This window comes from Clostridioides sp. ES-S-0005-03 (assembly GCF_020658455.1).
In the GTDB taxonomy this organism is placed as follows: domain Bacteria; phylum Bacillota; class Clostridia; order Peptostreptococcales; family Peptostreptococcaceae; genus Clostridioides.
This window is the reverse complement of record NZ_JACVWI010000009.1, coordinates 1-17660: the sequence shown is the minus strand read 5'-3', so window position 1 is coordinate 17660 and position 17660 is coordinate 1. Positions and strand designations below refer to the sequence as shown.

Annotated in this window: 19 protein-coding genes, 1 rRNA gene and 1 other annotated feature; of the genes, 2 read left to right on the top strand and 18 right to left on the bottom strand. The window is 28.9% G+C overall.

Annotated features, from left to right (window positions below; all coding sequences use genetic code 11):
- Window positions 1–33: 33 nt before the first annotated feature.
- The 9 genes from IC218_RS19240 to IC218_RS19200 form a co-directional block, all read right to left on the bottom strand.
- The gene (locus tag IC218_RS19240; protein WP_227483610.1) at window positions 34–906 is read right to left on the bottom strand and encodes an ATP-binding cassette domain-containing protein; all 873 of its coding nucleotides are present in this window, start codon (window positions 904–906) and stop codon (window positions 34–36) included.
- Complete coding sequence (locus IC218_RS19235) at window positions 899–1768, bottom strand: alpha-D-ribose 1-methylphosphonate 5-phosphate C-P-lyase PhnJ (protein ID WP_227825269.1); 870 nt, start codon at window positions 1766–1768, stop codon at window positions 899–901. Before IC218_RS19235 ends, IC218_RS19240 begins: the two co-directional genes overlap by 8 nt.
- Before the next feature lie 18 nt (window positions 1769–1786).
- Window positions 1787–2872: a carbon-phosphorus lyase complex subunit PhnI gene (locus tag IC218_RS19230; RefSeq protein ID WP_227436363.1), complete on the bottom strand. Its 1086-nt coding sequence runs from the start codon at window positions 2870–2872 to the stop codon at window positions 1787–1789.
- A 2-nt stretch (window positions 2873–2874) separates the two neighbouring features.
- On the bottom strand, window positions 2875–3450 hold the full coding sequence (phnH, locus tag IC218_RS19225; RefSeq protein WP_227483612.1) for a phosphonate C-P lyase system protein PhnH: 576 nt from the start codon (window positions 3448–3450) through the stop codon (window positions 2875–2877).
- 14 nt (window positions 3451–3464) lie between these two features.
- Entirely contained in the window at window positions 3465–3896 is a 432-nt protein-coding gene (gene phnG / locus IC218_RS19220) for a phosphonate C-P lyase system protein PhnG (protein ID WP_227436367.1), read from the bottom strand.
- A gap of 265 nt (window positions 3897–4161) precedes the next feature.
- A complete protein-coding gene (locus IC218_RS19215; protein ID WP_227436369.1) occupies window positions 4162–4932 on the bottom strand; it encodes a TatD family hydrolase in 771 nt (256 codons plus the stop codon).
- A 29-nt stretch (window positions 4933–4961) separates the two neighbouring features.
- The gene (metG, locus tag IC218_RS19210; RefSeq protein WP_227825268.1) at window positions 4962–6899 is read right to left on the bottom strand and encodes a methionine--tRNA ligase; all 1938 of its coding nucleotides are present in this window, start codon (window positions 6897–6899) and stop codon (window positions 4962–4964) included.
- 82 nt (window positions 6900–6981) lie between these two features.
- Window positions 6982–7230: a binding site (T-box leader), on the bottom strand.
- Between the two features lie 65 nt (window positions 7231–7295).
- Complete coding sequence (locus IC218_RS19205; RefSeq protein WP_227436373.1) at window positions 7296–7817, bottom strand: spore maturation protein; 522 nt, start codon at window positions 7815–7817, stop codon at window positions 7296–7298.
- A 15-nt stretch (window positions 7818–7832) separates the two neighbouring features.
- Entirely contained in the window at window positions 7833–8417 is a 585-nt protein-coding gene (locus IC218_RS19200; RefSeq protein WP_227436375.1) for a nucleoside recognition domain-containing protein, read from the bottom strand.
- A 131-nt stretch (window positions 8418–8548) separates the two neighbouring features.
- On the opposite strand from IC218_RS19200, the gene IC218_RS19195 reads away from it, so the two are divergent.
- Both IC218_RS19195 and IC218_RS19190 read left to right on the top strand, forming a co-directional pair.
- Window positions 8549–9979: a nicotinate phosphoribosyltransferase gene (locus IC218_RS19195; protein ID WP_227825267.1), complete on the top strand. Its 1431-nt coding sequence runs from the start codon at window positions 8549–8551 to the stop codon at window positions 9977–9979.
- 37 nt (window positions 9980–10016) lie between these two features.
- Window positions 10017–10445 (top strand): Lrp/AsnC family transcriptional regulator, encoded by a 429-nt coding sequence (locus IC218_RS19190; protein WP_021386461.1) that lies wholly within the window; start codon window positions 10017–10019, stop codon window positions 10443–10445.
- Between the two features lie 211 nt (window positions 10446–10656).
- On the opposite strand, the gene IC218_RS19185 is transcribed toward IC218_RS19190, so the two are convergent.
- From IC218_RS19185 to rrf, 9 genes are all read right to left on the bottom strand, one after another.
- On the bottom strand, window positions 10657–11361 hold the full coding sequence (locus IC218_RS19185) for an HDIG domain-containing metalloprotein (protein ID WP_227436379.1): 705 nt from the start codon (window positions 11359–11361) through the stop codon (window positions 10657–10659).
- Window positions 11362–11383: 22 nt separating this feature from the next.
- A complete protein-coding gene (gene rsmI, locus IC218_RS19180; RefSeq protein ID WP_227436381.1) occupies window positions 11384–12217 on the bottom strand; it encodes a 16S rRNA (cytidine(1402)-2'-O)-methyltransferase in 834 nt (277 codons plus the stop codon).
- Window positions 12218–12970, bottom strand: coding sequence for a tRNA1(Val) (adenine(37)-N6)-methyltransferase (locus IC218_RS19175; protein WP_227436384.1), 753 nt, complete (start codon window positions 12968–12970; stop codon window positions 12218–12220).
- Window positions 12971–13046: 76 nt separating this feature from the next.
- Window positions 13047–13940 (bottom strand): stage 0 sporulation family protein, encoded by an 894-nt coding sequence (locus tag IC218_RS19170; protein ID WP_227436386.1) that lies wholly within the window; start codon window positions 13938–13940, stop codon window positions 13047–13049.
- Window positions 13937–14872: an ATP-binding protein gene (locus IC218_RS19165; protein WP_227436388.1), complete on the bottom strand. Its 936-nt coding sequence runs from the start codon at window positions 14870–14872 to the stop codon at window positions 13937–13939. Before IC218_RS19165 ends, IC218_RS19170 begins: the two co-directional genes overlap by 4 nt.
- A gap of 2 nt (window positions 14873–14874) precedes the next feature.
- Entirely contained in the window at window positions 14875–15564 is a 690-nt protein-coding gene (locus IC218_RS19160; protein ID WP_227436391.1) for a dTMP kinase, read from the bottom strand.
- Between the two features lie 97 nt (window positions 15565–15661).
- On the bottom strand, window positions 15662–17071 hold the full coding sequence (locus IC218_RS19155) for an aminotransferase class I/II-fold pyridoxal phosphate-dependent enzyme (protein WP_227436393.1): 1410 nt from the start codon (window positions 17069–17071) through the stop codon (window positions 15662–15664).
- 159 nt (window positions 17072–17230) lie between these two features.
- Window positions 17231–17422 carry a DUF378 domain-containing protein gene (locus IC218_RS19150; RefSeq protein WP_227436395.1) on the bottom strand — a complete coding sequence of 64 codons (192 nt, stop codon included), beginning with the start codon at window positions 17420–17422 and terminating at the stop codon, window positions 17231–17233.
- 121 nt (window positions 17423–17543) lie between these two features.
- A 5S ribosomal RNA gene (rrf, locus tag IC218_RS19145) occupies window positions 17544–17660 on the bottom strand.

Sequence of the window (17660 nt, the reverse complement as noted above, 5' to 3'; positions counted from 1 at the left end):
AAAACCCCCATTTTACTTATTTACAAATATTATTTATAGTAGTGAATTTATAAGTTGCTGAGTATATGGATGCTGTGGGTCTTCCATTATTTGGTCTGTTAAACCAGATTCGATTACACTTCCATTTTTCATAACAATTGTCCTATCAGCAAGCATTTTTATAACATCAAAGTCATGAGATACTACTATCATAGAGATTTTAAGCTCTCTTTGTATTTCCCTTATTAAATCTAATACCTCAGCTTGTACAGAAACATCCAGTCCTGTTGTAACTTCGTCTAATAAAAGTATTGGAGGATTATTAGAAAGTGCTTTTGCTATTTGAACTCTTTGTTGCATTCCCCCACTAAAATATTTCGGTTTGTGGTCTATTCTTTCTACAGGTATATTAGTCTTTACTAGAAGCTCTTTAGCCCTATCTCTTATTTTCTCAACATTATATATATTAGCCATTAATAATTTCTCTGCTATATTACCACCACTACTAAAATTCAAATTTAAACCAAGATGGGGATTTTGATATACAATACCCATAAAATGATTCTTTATGTACCTCTTTTTTTGGTCTGAGAGTTCTAATATATTTGTACAATTGTCATAATTTGATATGTACACTTCTCCACTATTTGCATTCTCTTGAAAAAACAAAATCTTTAACAATGTACTTTTTCCTGAACCAGATTCTCCAACAATACCAAGAACTTCTCCTTCATAAAGTTCAAGATTTACATTATTACATGCAACTATAGAACCACAATATTTACATATATTATTACTTTCATATCCTGTACTCTCAAAACACTTTTCACATCCATCTCCATAAATAAGATTAATATTTTTTCCTATTAACACTTGTTTATCTATATTTTCTATTTTTTTGTCTTCGCCTAGTTTTGCACTACTCATTCCAAGCACCTCCAATTGCCACATCTACGCCATCATTTCTTAACCTAACTTTTTCACAATAACTTGTATCAGAACAGCTATAGTACTTTTCATTAGTATCACCATCATATACTTCATCTAGAAATGTATTTGAACTTTTACATAAACTACAATGTTTTCCTTCAAACTTTTCCTCTTCAAATTTATAGTCATCAAATTCTAAAGGTTCTACCTTTGTGTATGGAGGTATAGCGTATATTCTCTTTTCTCTACCTGCACCAAATAAAAATAAGTTATCTGACATGTTTAATTTCTTTATATCAAATCTTGGTATTGGCGATGGATTCATTAAATATCTATCATTTACTTTACATGGATACTCTGCTGCTATTGATATATCATCAAATTTAACTATATCTTCATACAGATATACCCACATCCTACTGTAATCTTCTTCTGAATGCATTCTTCTTGTCTCTACTTCACTAGGCTCTACTATTCTAAGTGTCTCTGGTATTGGCACTTGAAATATCAGTATTTGATTAGACGTTAATTTTTCTTCTGGTATTCTATGTCTTGTTTGAATCAATGTAGATTTTAATGTATCTTTTGTAGTTTCTACATTACTTACACTTGAAATAAAATTTCTTATATTACAAGCATTTGTAGAATCATCACTTCCTTGGTCAATCACTTTTACTACATCACTTTCACCAAGCAATGATAGGGTTAGTTGTAGTCCTCCAGTCCCCCATCCCTTAGCAATAGGTAATTCTCTTGAACCAAAAGGTACTTGATAACCAGGTATTGAAACTGCTTTTAGTATTTTTCTTCGGATTTCTTTTTTTGTATTTTCATCTAAAAAACCATAGTTATATATCACTTAATTTCCCTCCATATCCTATTTTATTCTTTCTACATCTGCTTTAAAATCTACATAGTGAGGAAGCTTAAAGTGAGATATAAACCCTAATGAATCTATACCATCTATATGAAGTAATACAAATTCTTCATCTTGGGCTAATTTTTCACTATTTGGTTCCAAAGATTTATCTAGTATAGCCATAGATATAGCCTTATTTTCATTATTTCCCATACAAAGACCATATCCTAAAGACATTTTATTTATATCTCCCGATTTATTTTTAGAATTTTCAGACTTACTTTGTGATGCTTTTGATACTATTTCACACTCAGTAACTAACATTTCTCCGATTGTTATTTGCTCATCTTCATAAATGGGATGTTTTATTTTTATATATACATCTCCTGTCCTAAGTTCACTTATATATGGATGTTCATCACCAAAACCTCTTACAATAGAATAAGCAAACCCTGATACGGCTCCACTTTCACCTCTAGTAAGTGCCTGCAATTTAGCTGACCTAGAAACTGGAAATCTTAGGCTGTTTCTTGTAATATCATCTATTACTTCTTCTAATTTATCTTCATAAGTATCCTCTTCCAACAAATTCTCTTTTCTAAATATATTAGATACTTTTGTGAATTTAGGTATTTCATTCACTTTTTCTAAGTCATTTATATAGTTAGCTTTAAAATCTCTATTTTTTTCTTCATCTTCTTTAAGCAACTCTACATTTAGTATTCTATTTTCATAATCTCTAGTTGCTCCAAGATACTGCCCTCCTGGTATATCTTTAAATGTAGCTGATATTCTTCTACCTATTCTCATTTCTTCTGTATTTATAGGTTCTGAATAGGTTACTCTAGGCATTGTTGACCTTAATGCTCTTATATAGAAAGATGCTTCTAATATATCACCTTGAGCCTGTTTTATAGCTAATGCAGATAATTCCTTATTGTATAGACTTCCTTCAGAAATCACTTTGTCCACAGCATAAGACATTTGCTCTTTAATTTGTTTTACATCTATTGGTAGGCTTTCTCCTTTTATTCTATAAAATTCAAGTATATTTTTAGCCTGTAATATAGCTTCTTCTCCACCTTTAACTGCCACATAAGCCATTATTATAATACCTCCCAACTTAATTTTGATGACCTTGGTATAAATGCAAGTTCTCCTTTGTTATCTATTAAAATCAAATCTGCCCCTGTCGGATAGTCTTTATTTATCATAAGTAATCTTTCTAAGAATTCTTGTTTAACTCCATCTATATATAAATTCTTTTTAGATTTTATACCAGGACCACTTAAATAAAGTCTTATGAATTTATCTTTATAATCTGTTGATAGTTCATTTACTTGGTGTATTATAGTTGTACTTTCATCAGGATATTCAAAAGAACCTATTTTAATTTGTAGTATATCTAATTCTGAATTAATATCTAAAAACAGATAATCTGATTTATTGTAATTTACTTGGTTTGACATTGTCAGCGCTCTTATATTTTTTATATCTTCTTTAGTACAGTTTTCTATATAGAAGGTAACTTCTTGGTCTAATAAAGTAATTGCTATACCAATTGCTCCATTTGATAATTTTGTATTATTTTCTATATTTATATTATTGATGTTATTTAATTTCCCAGGAAATGAAGCACTATCTAGCAACTTTCTATATATTTCTTGCGTGTAACTTACCATGATTCTCCTCCTACTTAATCCATAGTATTGAATTGGACTTTTGTTTTATTAATTAAACTAAATTCATTAATAAGTTCTTGCTCATATCTTAAACTTTCTTCACAGATACTTTTATTTATGTAGTTCTTTAATTCATCAAATTTATTATTATTGCTATGTAAAACTGCATCTATAGTTGCCAAGCAAATAACTTTTTTTTCATTATTTTCTGCAACTATACCATAACCTAAGCTTTCATCTACCTTAACACTACACTCTGTAACTAGTATTTCTCCTAAATTAAATGTAGTATTTTTTACACTTTCGTTGGCTCTCACCATCACTGTAGCTAAGCTAGGGGCTTTAATTATAGAAATGCTTGATGTATTTTTTATCATTAAATATATTTGCTCTAATTTCTCATAGTTCATATTTATCAATATCTTAGTACTATCAACTGTATGCAAAATTTTGCCTCCTTAATCTTTCCTTTATTTACTTATTTCTAAGAATATAATATACAATCTAAGTTAAATGGATATTATGTTTGAGTTAATTCTAGTGAATATCTTGTAAATTCTTTTTTAACAATGTTAAGAAGTATGTTGTAAAACTAATAAAAAATTATAATATTACAAATAAAAAAAGCATACCATTCAAACTGAATGGTATGCTTTTTCTATATTTATAACTATTATTTTTGTATAATTGTAAATTTTATTTTTAATTTACTTATTTTATATTAAAGAACTTCTTCGCATTTTCTTTAGTAATTTTACACACTTCCTCATAAGATATTCCTTTTTCTTGAGCTATTTTATCTGCAACAAAAGCTACTTGAGAAGGATTATTTCTCTTTCCTCTATGTGGTTCTGGTGACATATATGGTGAATCAGTTTCTATAAACAGTCTTTCTAGAGGTATCTCTCTTACAACTTCTCTAGTTTTTTTATTATTTTTAAAAGTAACTGTTCCTGGAATTGATATATAGCATCCCATTTTAACATATTCTCTAGCTAATTCCACATTACCACTATAACAATGAAGCACACAACCTATTTCAGGACTCTTAGTGTTTTTTATTATCTCAAAAGTATCCGCATGTGCATCTCTATCATGTATTATTATTGGAAGCTTTAACTCATTAGCTAGTTCAATTTGTTTCTTAAACCACTCTTTTTGCTCTTCTCTTGGAGAATAATCATAATAATAATCTAACCCAATCTCTCCTATAGCCACAACCTTTTCATTTTCAGTTGCAAGTCTTCTTAGAGTGTCTATTGCTGTATCATCTAGTTTTGATACATCATGTGGATGTACCCCAACTGCCGAATATATAAAGTCATATTTTTTTGATAGTTCAATTGCTGTTATAGAAGTTTCTATATCTGCTCCTGGATTTACAACCAAATCTACACCTTTTTCTTTTAATGAACCAATAAGTTCATCTCTATCTTCATCAAAACTTTCATCATTTAAATGTGCATGTGAGTCAAATAACATTTTTTATCTCCTTACTGTTTAATTGCCTATTAGCGAACCTCGCATCCATCCTTGGCACCTTGTGTAAATGGTAGAACATAAGGGTCACCATCATCTCCTGCTGCTAATATCATCCCTTGAGATTCTACACCTCTTAACTTAACTGGTTTTAAGTTACATACCACTGTAACCTCTTTACCAACTAAATCTTCTGGTTTATAGTATTCAGCTATTCCAGACACTATTTGTCTTGTTTCTGGTCCAATCTTAACTTGTGATACTAATAATTTATTTGCTTTTGGATGCTTTTCACAACTTATTATTTTTCCTACTCTAAGCTCTATTTTATCCAAATCATCAATAGTAATTTCTTCTTTATGCTCTAAAGGTTTTTCTTCTACTGGAGGTTTCCCAGAAAACATTTTAGTTAATTCTTCTATTTCTTTTTCTACATCTAGTCTTGGGAATAAAGGTTCGCCTTTAAACACTTTTACATTTTCTCCAATAAGACCAAATGTCTTTGTGCTTTCCCATGTAGTTATATCATCTTTACCTTTTATTCCTATATGTGCATATATCTTATTAGCAGTTTCATTCATTATAGGATTTATTAGTGTTGCAATTATTCTTATAGATTCACATAAATTATATAAAACTGTATCTAATTCATCTTTTTTACTTTCATCTTTAGCAAGTACCCAAGGCATAGTCTCATCTATATATTTATTAGTTCTTCTAACTAGTTTCCATACACTCTCTAATGCTTCATGGAATTGCATTTTATCCATTTCAGCCTCAAAATTTTCTCTAGTTGATACAGCTTGCTCTTTTAAATCAGCATCAAAATCAGTTGAAGTTTTTACTGTTGGTATTATACCACCGTTGTATTTTTCAACCATTGCTACAGTTCTACTTACTAAGTTTCCTAAATCATTTGCTAGGTCATAATTTATTCTTGTTACAAAATTTCTATGAGTATAACTTCCATCTTGACCAAATGCAAACTCTCTTAATAAGAAATATTTAAGAGTATCTATTCCATATCTTTCTATTATTGGCTCTGGATAAACAACATTACCCTTTGATTTACTCATTTTATCATCAGCAAACAATATCCATCCATGACCAAATACTTGTTTTGGAACTTCTAAACCTAAAGCCATTAAAAGTGCTGGCCATATTATTGTATGGAATCTCACTATCTCTTTACCTACTATTTGAACATTTGCAGGCCAATATTTTTTAAATTCTTCATCATTATCTGTCATATATCCTAATGCTGTTATATAGTTACATAAAGCATCTACCCATACATAAATTACATGCTTTTCATCAAAAGGAACTTTTATTCCCCAGTCAAAAGTTGTTCTTGTTACACTTAAATCTTCTAGCCCTTTATCTAAGAAATTTGCCACCATTTCATTTTTTCTAGCAGCTGGGAAACAGAAACTATCGTCTTTAAATAACTCTTTTAATCTATCTTCATATTTAGATAGTCTAAAGAAATAAGATTCTTCTTTTACTAAGTATGTTTCTCTTCCACAATCAGGACATTTGTTTCCTTCTAATAACTGTGATTCTGTCCAGAAACTCTCACAAGGAGTACAATATCTACCTTCATACTCTCCTTTGTATATATCACCTTGTTCATATAACTTAGTAAATATTTTTTGTATTATATCTGTATGTCTTTTTTCTGTTGTTCTTATAAAATCGTCATAAGATATATCCATAGTATTCCATAATGCTTTTATATCTTTTATCATTCCATCAAGGTATTCTATTTCTGACATTCCTTGTTCTATTGCTTTCTTTTGTATTTTTTCACCATGTTCATCTGTTCCTGTCAAAAACTTTACATCATATCCACAGAAACGTTTAAATCTAGCTATTGTATCTGCAGCTACTGTTGAGTAAGTATGACCTATGTGTAATCCTCCACTTGGATAGTATATTGGTGTTGTTACATAAAAACTCGGTTTGCTCATATTACTTACCTCCTAATTTTTTATCGTTCATAATTATATATATTTCATTTAAAATAATAAAAAATCGCCTCCTATGATTTAACATAGGGGCGAGATTATTCACGGTACCACCCTAATTCATCTATAACGATTATGTTTCACATGAAATGTAGAAATTAACTTTATAGATACCTTAGTAGACTATAACGTGCCCAACCGTTTTACCCTAGCATATATGCTCAGATAAAAAGCTCCAAGACCATCTTCAATAAATCTTTTTACACTAGCTTTCACCTAACCTAGCTCTCTGATAGAAAAAATCCTTATCTACTCTTCTTTTCATAGCTTATAATTCATATTACAATTTATTTCTATATAATCACTATATTATAAAATTTTTCCCACATTGTCAACAAATTATACAAATATTACATAGCAAATAAAAACTGCTGCTATAACTCCTGCAACATGACTAATCATAGCGCATGACAATGTATGTCTAGTATTTTTTATCTTTAAACTCCCATAATAGATTGCCATTGTATAAAAAATAGTCTCAGAAGAGCCTACAATTGTAGCACCCATTTTTTCTACTAAACTGCCTATTCCAACTCTATGTGCAAGTTCGCTATACATTCCCAAGGCACCACTTCCAGATAAAGGTTTTACACTTATTAAACCTATTAATTCTTTTGGTATACTCATCATATTTGCTATTGGTGTAAATAACCATTCTAACATATCAAGACCTTTACCAGTTTTAAATATTCCTATTGCTAAAAATATACCTATTATATAAGGTAAAATATCCCATGCAGCCTTTAAACCATCAATTGCCCCTTTTACAAAACTATCATATACATCTATTTTTTTATATTTACCATAAACTACTATGTACAAAATTATTACTGGTATAAGTAAGTTTGAAAATACTTCCATATATCTACATCCCCTTTATCTATATCTTCTTTGAAAAAATTTACATGTTATTATTGCTATTGCTGTAGATATTATGGTTGCAAATAAAGTTGTAAAAATTATTTCACTTGGGTTTTGAGCTCCCATATCCATTCTTAATTTAATTATAGTAAATGGAATTATCTGTATAGATGATATGTTTATTACCATAAACATAATCATATCATTGGTAGCTGTATCTTTTTTGTTATTTAAAGTCTGAAGCTCACTCATTGCTTTTAAGCCAAATGCTGTTGCACCATTCCCAGCACCCAACATGTTCAAGGCAATATTCATAACTATATAAGACATTGCTTTGTGACCTTTTGGAATAGAAGGAAACAATCTTCTCATTATAGGATTTAATTTCTGACCTATTTTTTCAATCAAGCCTGACTCTTTTGCAATATTCATTATACCCATCCAGAGTGCCATAATACCAGCTAGACTTATTGCAAATTCTATACCTTTTGATGTTTCACTCAATATAACTTTATTTAATTCTCCCATATTTTTAGAAATCAAACTTCCTATTATTCCTATTGATACCATGTAAAACCATATTTTTCCTATTATAATCAACCTCCTCTTTAAATAATTTTATGATAGTTAGGTAATACTTTATACTTGAAAGTTGTACTATATTATGTTTTAGTATAAGTGTGGGAGTTTTTATAATTTTTAATATTTAATAATAATTAAGGAGAGAAATAATGAGAAATCTAACACTTCTTACTGATTTATATCAGCTTACTATGTTAAATGGCTATTTTGAAAAAAATATTCACGAAGACATTGTTGTATTCGATATGTTTTTTAGAAAAAACGCTTGTGATGGAGGGTATACTATAGTTTGTGGTATTGATCAGGTTGTTGAATACATAGATAACCTTCATTTTTCAGATGAAGATTTGGAGTACTTAAAAAGCTTAAATTTATTTTCTGACAAGTTTTTAAAATTTTTGAAAGAGTTTAAGTTTACAGGAGATATTTATGCTGTTGAAGAAGGGACTATAATGTTCCCTAATGAGCCATTGATTACTGTTAAAGCACCCTTGTATCAAGCTCAACTTATTGAAACAGCATTGTTGACAATAGTCAATTTTCAATCTCTTATTGCTACGAAAGCATCTAGAGTTTGCTTTGCAGCTCAAGGAGATACTGTACTTGAATTTGGATTACGTCGTGCACAAGGTCCAGATGCAGGTATATATGGAGCTAGAGCTGCTGTAATTGGTGGCTGTTCTGGAACTGCAAACGTATTAGCTGGAAAGATGTTTGATGTTCCTATAATTGGTACACATGCTCATAGTTGGGTACAAAAATTTGATACTGAGCTTGAAGCATTCCAAGCATATGCTGATGTTTATCCAGATAAATGCCTACTACTTGTGGATACTTATGATGTATTAAATAGTGGTGTACCTAACGCAATAAAAGTCTTCAAAAATATTTCTGAAAAAGGATACAAACCTATGGGTATAAGACTAGACTCTGGAGATTTAGCTTATCTATCTAAAGAAGCAAAGAAACAACTCGATAGTGCTGGTTTTTCAGATATTAGTATAACTGCATCTAATGACCTTGATGAATACACTATAACATCACTTAAGGCAGAAGGAGCTACTATAAATTCATGGGGAGTAGGTACGAAACTCATTACATCTTTCGATTCACCTTCTCTTGGAGGAGTTTACAAATTAGCTGCATCTTGTGAAAAAGGAACTCTTGAACCTAAGATAAAGATTTCTGAAAATCCAGAAAAAATAAATAATCCTGGTTACAAGAAAGTTATAAGAATATATAACGAGGACAATAAAGCAGAGGCAGATTTAATTATGTTACATGATGAAGTTATAGATGAATCTAAACCTTTAGAAATCTTCCATCCTACATATACATGGAAAACGAAGACGTTTACAAATTATAAAGTTAAAGAGCTTCTTAATCCATTGTATATAAAAGGAATATGCAAATATAATAAAAAACCTGTTCTTGAAATAAGAAATCATGTACAATATGAATTAAGTACTATCTGGGAACAATACAAAAGACTTTCGAATCCACACATTTACAAGGTTGATTTATCTAGAGATCTTTGGTATTTAAAAACAAAAATGATAGATTCTAAAAAAGTTTTATAGGCATTAATTATTTTTATTTAAGGGGGACTGTTTATTTATGGATGTTACAGATTACAGAATCATAGAAATTTTACAGGATGATGGGAGAATTTCTATGAAGGACTTAGGAAAAATAGTTGGTTTAACTTCTCCTGCAGTTTCAGAAAGAGTCAAGAGATTAGAAGAATCTGGTGTTATAGAAGGATATAAAGCAATTGTTAATCCAGATTCATTAGGTAGAGTTATAAAAGCGTTTATTCACATATCTCTTCCAAGTAATGGATATACAGAATTCATTGAGTCTGCTGGAAAGGACCCTAGAATTGTAGAATGTCACCACATAACAGGTGATGATTGCTTACTTTTAAAAGTTATTGTAAAAGATATGTATGAATTAGAAAACGTGATTGATACTATAAAGAAAATAGGTTCTACCAAGACATCTGTTATATTATCAACACCGATACAAGCAAAATCAATATTGTAAGATAAATTGAACATTAATGGTTTATTCGCTAATACACCATTGAATATTTTTAATAAAATTTTAAGTTTTGATGTAAAAAAAGTTGTCTTTTTTAATTCTATTAAAGACAACTTCTTTTAGGTTTTTAAAGTTTGTATATTTTAAATTTAAATCAATTGTATAAGTCTTAAATTATATTAACTAAATAAGTCTTAAATTATATTAACTAACTTTATACATTTGTATAATTACTCTTATATAAGTAATTTGTTAGAATATATTCCATATAGGTCTTTAATACTCCTACTTCTTCATCCTTGCCTAATAATTTTATAGTAGATACTATATCTGCATATCCAAGTAATATTATACCTATAGTATCTTCATCTACTAAATTAAATACATTAGCTAACTCTTTTTTACTCAAATCATTTTTCTTATATAAAGATAAAAGTGTCATATGATATCTTACATATTTACTTATAAGTTTATATGTCTGTATTGATAACTCTAAATTTGTACCCATATTATTTACTATTTGTGCACCTATTTTTTCATGATTTGTAAAATGAACTCTACCTGTTTCATCTAAAGTTACACTATCTGGCTTTCCTATATCATGTAAAAAGATTCCTAACTTTAATGCTTGTGACTTATTTATTTCATCATCAATATATAAATTCAAATAATTTGACACATGTTCTCTCAAATGATTTGGAAAAAATTCTTTGTCATTTAGCACTACTTCTAATTCTTTTAATGCATTTATAGAATGTTCAAAACAGTTAACAACATGATATTTACATTCTCCTACAGATTTCATTGCTTTTACTTTAGGGATTGCTTTTTCTAGTTCATTCTTTTTATCCAACTCTATAAACGTTTTATGTGTATCTTTCCTTTTTAAACTCTCTATTATAATTTTTCCTATTTCCATAAAATCACCTCAGATTCAGGTTTTATAAATCCAGAACTTGTTTATAAACAATATCCTTTTTTAATTTTCTATCTTTACAAACTACTTTTATTGCATCTTTTTTGTTCATACCACTTTCAATTAACTTTAAAACATATTCTCTATCTGTAAGAGCATCATAATCTCTTTTTTCTGATTTTTCACCATAGAAACCTTCTACTATTAATACAAACTCTCCTCTTACTTCGTTTTCTTCAAATATTTTTATAACAGTTTCTATATCTTCTCTTATTATCTCTTGATATTTTTTTGTGAGCTCTCTATTTACAGAAATTTTTCTATTTCCAAGAATTTTAAGCATATCTTTTAGTGTATCCTTCAATCTATGTGGTGATTCATAAAAAATTATAGTTCTGCTTTCCTCTTTTATTTCTTCTAGCTGTTGTCTTCTAACTTTTTTATCTCTATCCAAAAAACCTTCAAAAACAAATTTATGTGTATCCATACCAGAGCCAACCAACGCTGTTACAAATGCTGTTGCTCCTGGTAATACTTCTATCTCTATATTATTTTGTATGGACTGTCTTATTATCTCTTCTCCTGGGTCAGATATACCAGGCATACCTGCGTCACTTATTAAAGCTATGTTTTCTCCATCAATTAATTTATTGATTAAATAATCGCCTTTTGAATCTTTATTGTGCTCATGATAGCTAGTCAAAGGTTTTGAGATTTCAAAATGATTTAAAAGCTTTATACTGTGTCTTGTATCTTCTGCCGCAATTAAATCTACTTCTTTTAAGATTCTTAAAGTCCTATACGTTATATCCTCTAAATTTCCAATTGGTGTTGGACATATGTACAATTTTCCACTCATCTATAACTCTCCTATATCTTCATTATTATATATTGATTTTAATTCTTCTGTATAATTACCATCTTCTCCATAGACATATAGTGGGTCTAATATCTTAAGCTCTGGTCTGCCATCTTTTACAAATTGAACCAAAACCAAATTAGGTGCTTTTTTAGGTCTTGGATGAACAAACTGAATAACTTTTGGCTCTAATCTGTATTTTCTCCCTAAAGTTATTATATCAACCAATCTTGTTGGTCTATGTATCATGAAAAATTTACCTCTAGGCATAACTAATCTAGATGCGGTCTTTATTACATCCTCTAGATTACATTTTACTTCATGCCTTGATATTGCTTTTTTATCATTTGGATTTTTTATACCATCAATATGCATATATGGAGGATTTGATGTAACTACATGATATCCATTAACTTCCAAAACTTTGTCTATTGATTTTATATCTCCATTTATAATCTCAACTCTTTCTTCCAAATTATTTAGTTTTATAGAACGAGTTGCCATTTCATATACATCATCTTGTATTTCTACACCAATAATTTTCTTAGCTTCACTTTTACCTGCAATTAGAACTGGTATAATTCCTGTACCAGTGCCTAAATCAACAACTTTAGCATCTTTTTTTACTTTTGCAAAATTAGCTAATAAAACAGCGTCTATACCAAAACAAAACCCATTAGTATCTTGTATAATTTTAAGACCTTTTAATTGTAAATCGTCGATTCTCTCTGAATCTTTTAATTGTATGCCCATATATAACTCTCCTCAAATATTAGTAGCTCTAAGCATTAATTGCTTTAAAAAAGGTAGGAGAAGCCCTACCTTAAATTTAATCTTCTAATTTCTTTAACTCCTTTAGTGTAGCTTCATCTAATCCATCATTGCCCTTGCATTTACCACCACAGCCCTCACACTTTTTAGGCTCTTTAAGTATTTTTATATCTTCTCTTGTATATATTTTTACTGTTTTGTCTTGGAATTCCACTTTGATTTGTTCTAGCAAAGGATTTACCTCTACAACTTTTCCTTTTCCATCATCTGATTGCACCAATGCACCCACAACAGGCATTTTTTCTATTGCTTCACTATATACATCATGTTCATATTTTAAGCAACAGAATAATCTTCCACATATACCAGATATCTTTGTTGGATTTAAAGATAAGCTTTGGTCTTTTGCCATTTTTATTGAAACTGGTTGAAAATCACCTAACCAAGAAGAACAGCAAAGCTTTCTACCACAAGGTCCTAGACCTCCTATAGACTTTGCCTCATCTCTAACACCGATTTGTCTAAGTTCTATTCTAGTCTTAAATATGGCAGCTAAATCTTTTACTAATTCTCTAAAATCTATTCTACCTTCTGCTGTAAAGTAAAAAATCAATTTATTTCTATCAAATGTATATTCGCAATCTATTAAAAACATTGTTAACTCATGTTCTTTTATCTTTTGTTGACATAATTCAAAAGTCTCTTTTGCTTTTTCCTTATTTTCTAAATATATTTTCTTATCTTCTTCTGTAGCTATTCTTATAATTGGCTTTAAAGGAGAAACTAATTCGCTCTCGTCCATTTCTTTTGGCCCAACCACTACTTTACCATACTCTAAACCTCTTGCAGTTTCTACAACTACATCCATATCTTGCTCTATATTAAAATCAACAGGGTCAAAATAATATATTTTCCCCGCACTTTTAAACCTAATTCCTACTATTTTTATCATTTAATCACCTCGTATATATTTAAAGACATAACTTGTATGCTTATATTGAAATTACAATTACTTTTAATTTTAGTCTTTGTACCTTCTATTATATCAATAATTTTAGATAATTGAGAATAACTAATTTTTCCACTCATGTTTTGGATAAAAACTAGCTTATCTATATTTATTAACATATCTCTATTTACATTTTCTTTTAATAAAATAATGTCTCTAAAATAGTTTATCATAATATCCAATAAACTTATAATCTGATTTCTATATTTCTCCATGTTATTTGGTATATTTAGAATCTCTACTATATTTTTATCTAGCATTATTTGGATATATTGTTGTATATCGTCCCTCATTACTGAAAACTCAGCCGACTGAGATAAGTCTAAAGCATTTTCAATACTACCTCTTGAAAAAGTGGCCAATATTTGGGCTCTTTCTTCTTCTATGCCCTTATTTATTAAATAAGTTTTTAAATCTGCTATTGGTATAGGCGAAAACTTTATTATGTCACATCTAGATTTTATCGTTTCTAATAATGATTCTTTATTATTTGTGACTAAAATTATTATAGCGTAACTTGGAGGCTCCTCTAATGTCTTTAAAAGGGCATTTTGAGCTTCTACCGTCATCTTTTCAGCATTATTTATTATATATATTTTATAGTCTTTATGAGGTCGTACTACTATATCTGATTGTAAGTTTCTAATCTGAGCTATTTTTATACTATTTCCATCTGGATTTATAAGTACATAGTCTGGACTATTTTCTAGATTTACATAGTCAAGTAACAATTTTGATAGCTCATCAGCAAATTTCTTTTTTCCTATTCCATCTATTCCTTCAAACATATACGCATTATTAAGTTTATTTTTATTTATAGAATTTATTAAATATTTTTTTGCAAAATCTTGTCCTATAATATTTTCAAAATACATATTTATCTCTCCATAGATTTTATTGAATCAAGAACTATTTCATAAACTTCATTATGTATACTTTCAATACTTCTTAATTTATTATTTGAAACACAATTTATTTTTTTCCAATCATATTTATCTGCTATATATAGAGCATTATTATAAGATTTCTTTAAATACTCTATATCACTTTCATGAATATCTTTCTCTTTTTCTCCTGTAATTTTGTTTTTTCTATTCTCCATAAGTTTTTCACTAAACTCAATAGGAACATCTAAAAATACAACACAATCAGGTTGAGGTATTTTAAATAAATTAAATTCATAATCAGCCAGCCAGTTAAGATATTCCTCTCTATCAGCAATGTCCATTTTAGAAGCTTGGTGCACCATATTAGAGGTTGTATATCTATCAGCGATAATTATTCCACCTTTATTATAAAATTCCTCCCAATCGGTTTTAAATGATGCATATCTATCCGCTGTAAAAAAAGTTGATGCTATATATGGGTCTACATCTGAGGCATTTTTACCAAAATCCCCTCTCAAATACATTTTTACCAAAGCAGATGATTGAGACTCATAGTTTGGATATTCTACCTTCTTAATCATATAGCCTTCTTTTTTTAGTCTTTCATATAATTTTTTTGTTTGAGTTGCCTTTCCACTCGCATCTGAACCACTCTCTATAATTATTAACTTACCTCTCATTTTAATATCCTCCATCTAAACATTTTGCCTATTTTAGTATATTATTCAAATAAATTTATATATAAATATTCTATAGATTCTTCATAGTAATCCTACTTTATATATGTTCTAAATCTATTATTTCTATAAAATTTAAAGTCATATCTTTAAGTCCACTTATAACCATACCTTTAGAACTACAAAACTTTAAATAATCTATTATTTCTTTACTTATTATTTCGCCAGGGGATATTATATTTATCCCTGGTGGATATGGTACTATAGATTCTCCACATACTTTACCTATGCTGTCATATATTTTAACACTTTTTTTAGTTTTATAAAATGCTTCTCTAGGTGTTAATATTTTCTGTGGAATATCAACAGGATATTTTATGTTATCTAGTTTTGTAGATTTAAATTCTTTTATTACAATATCATCTAATGCCGTTTCTAAACTAATGAAATCTTGAGTACTATTTCCTATTGTACAGATTAATAGAACGCCATAATAATTAGACAACTCTACCTGTATATTATATTTTTTTCTTAAGATATTTTCTAATTCATATCCTGTTAATCCTATATTTTTAGCAGATATGAACACTTTTGTTTTATCATTTGTACTATATATTTCAAGATTTTTATTAACATTATTTTTGAAATTTTGGATATTATCTAAAAGTTCTTCCATTAATTCCTTGCCTTTATTTTCATATATATCTACAGCTAATTCTAGTGAAGATAATAATAAGTAAGAAGGACTTGAAGATTCAGTAATTCTTAACATGTTTGAAATTTTATCTAAGTCAACTCTATCTTCCTGTACATGTATCATTGATGATTGAGTAAAAGATGGAAGTGTTTTATGAGTACTTTGTATAACCACGTCTGCACCTTGCTCAAGAGCTGTTTTAGGAAGTTTCTCACTAAGTCCTAAATGTGCACCATGTGCTTCATCTACTATTACTACCATATTTTTGCTATGTGCGTAATTACAGATATATTCCAAATCATATGTCATTCCATAGTATGTAGGATATGTAAGCAATATTGCTTTTGCATCTAAGTTTTTATCTATTATATCAATTACATTTATTACATTCACACCTTTTAAAATATTAGTATTTTTGCATATTTCGCAAGGAATATATTCTATATCTACATCACCCAAAATACATCCGTTTATAACAGATTGGTGGCAGTCTCTATTCACAATTATTTTACTTTTAGGATTACACACTGACATTATTGCAGATTGGATGCCACAACTGCTTCCATTTATTAAATAATATGTATAATCACTTTTAAATACCATTGCAGTATTTTCCTGAGAGACTTTTATAATTCCTTCTGGGGAATGTAAATTATCTGTCCCTATTATCTCAGTTGTATCCATTTTATACAAATTTTCTAATACATTTATATATCCTAATTTTTCATATATTTTTCCCTTTTTATGTCCAGGCATATGAAAAGATATTACTTCTTTATTTACAATTTCACTCAATTCATTAATTATAAACATATATTACTCCTTTTTCCCTACTGTTACCACTTATTTGAAAACTTCGATTCCTATCTATTTTACCATTAAAAAAGATACAAATTAATATTTTTATAAAATAAAATACCTCATTCTAAATATTTAGAATGAGGTATTTAATATAAAAAAGTAAAAATTGAATTATTCTCTGTCATCAGACATTAAACTTGGTATTAAATACAATCCAGCTAGACCCACAACAAAGTATATTATTCTACTTATCATTTCATATGTTCCACCGAAAATGCTACCTATTAAATCTGTTCCTAGAATACCAATTGCTCCCCAGTTAAGTGCACCAATTATAGCTAAAACTAAAGCAACTTTTTTCATTCATATCACTCCTTAAGAATTAAATTTTTATGATAATCCATAATTCCTGTGTTTAGTTTTCCCAAAATGAAAAAAGAAATACATAATTTTTTTGTTTTTTTTGACAAAAATAAAAAAAATTACGTGGCTACGTCCTACTCTCCCAGGCAGTTTCCCACCAAGTACCATCAGCGCTAGAGAGCTTAACTTCTGTGTTCGGAATGGGAACAGGTGTATCCTCTCTGCTATTGTAACCACA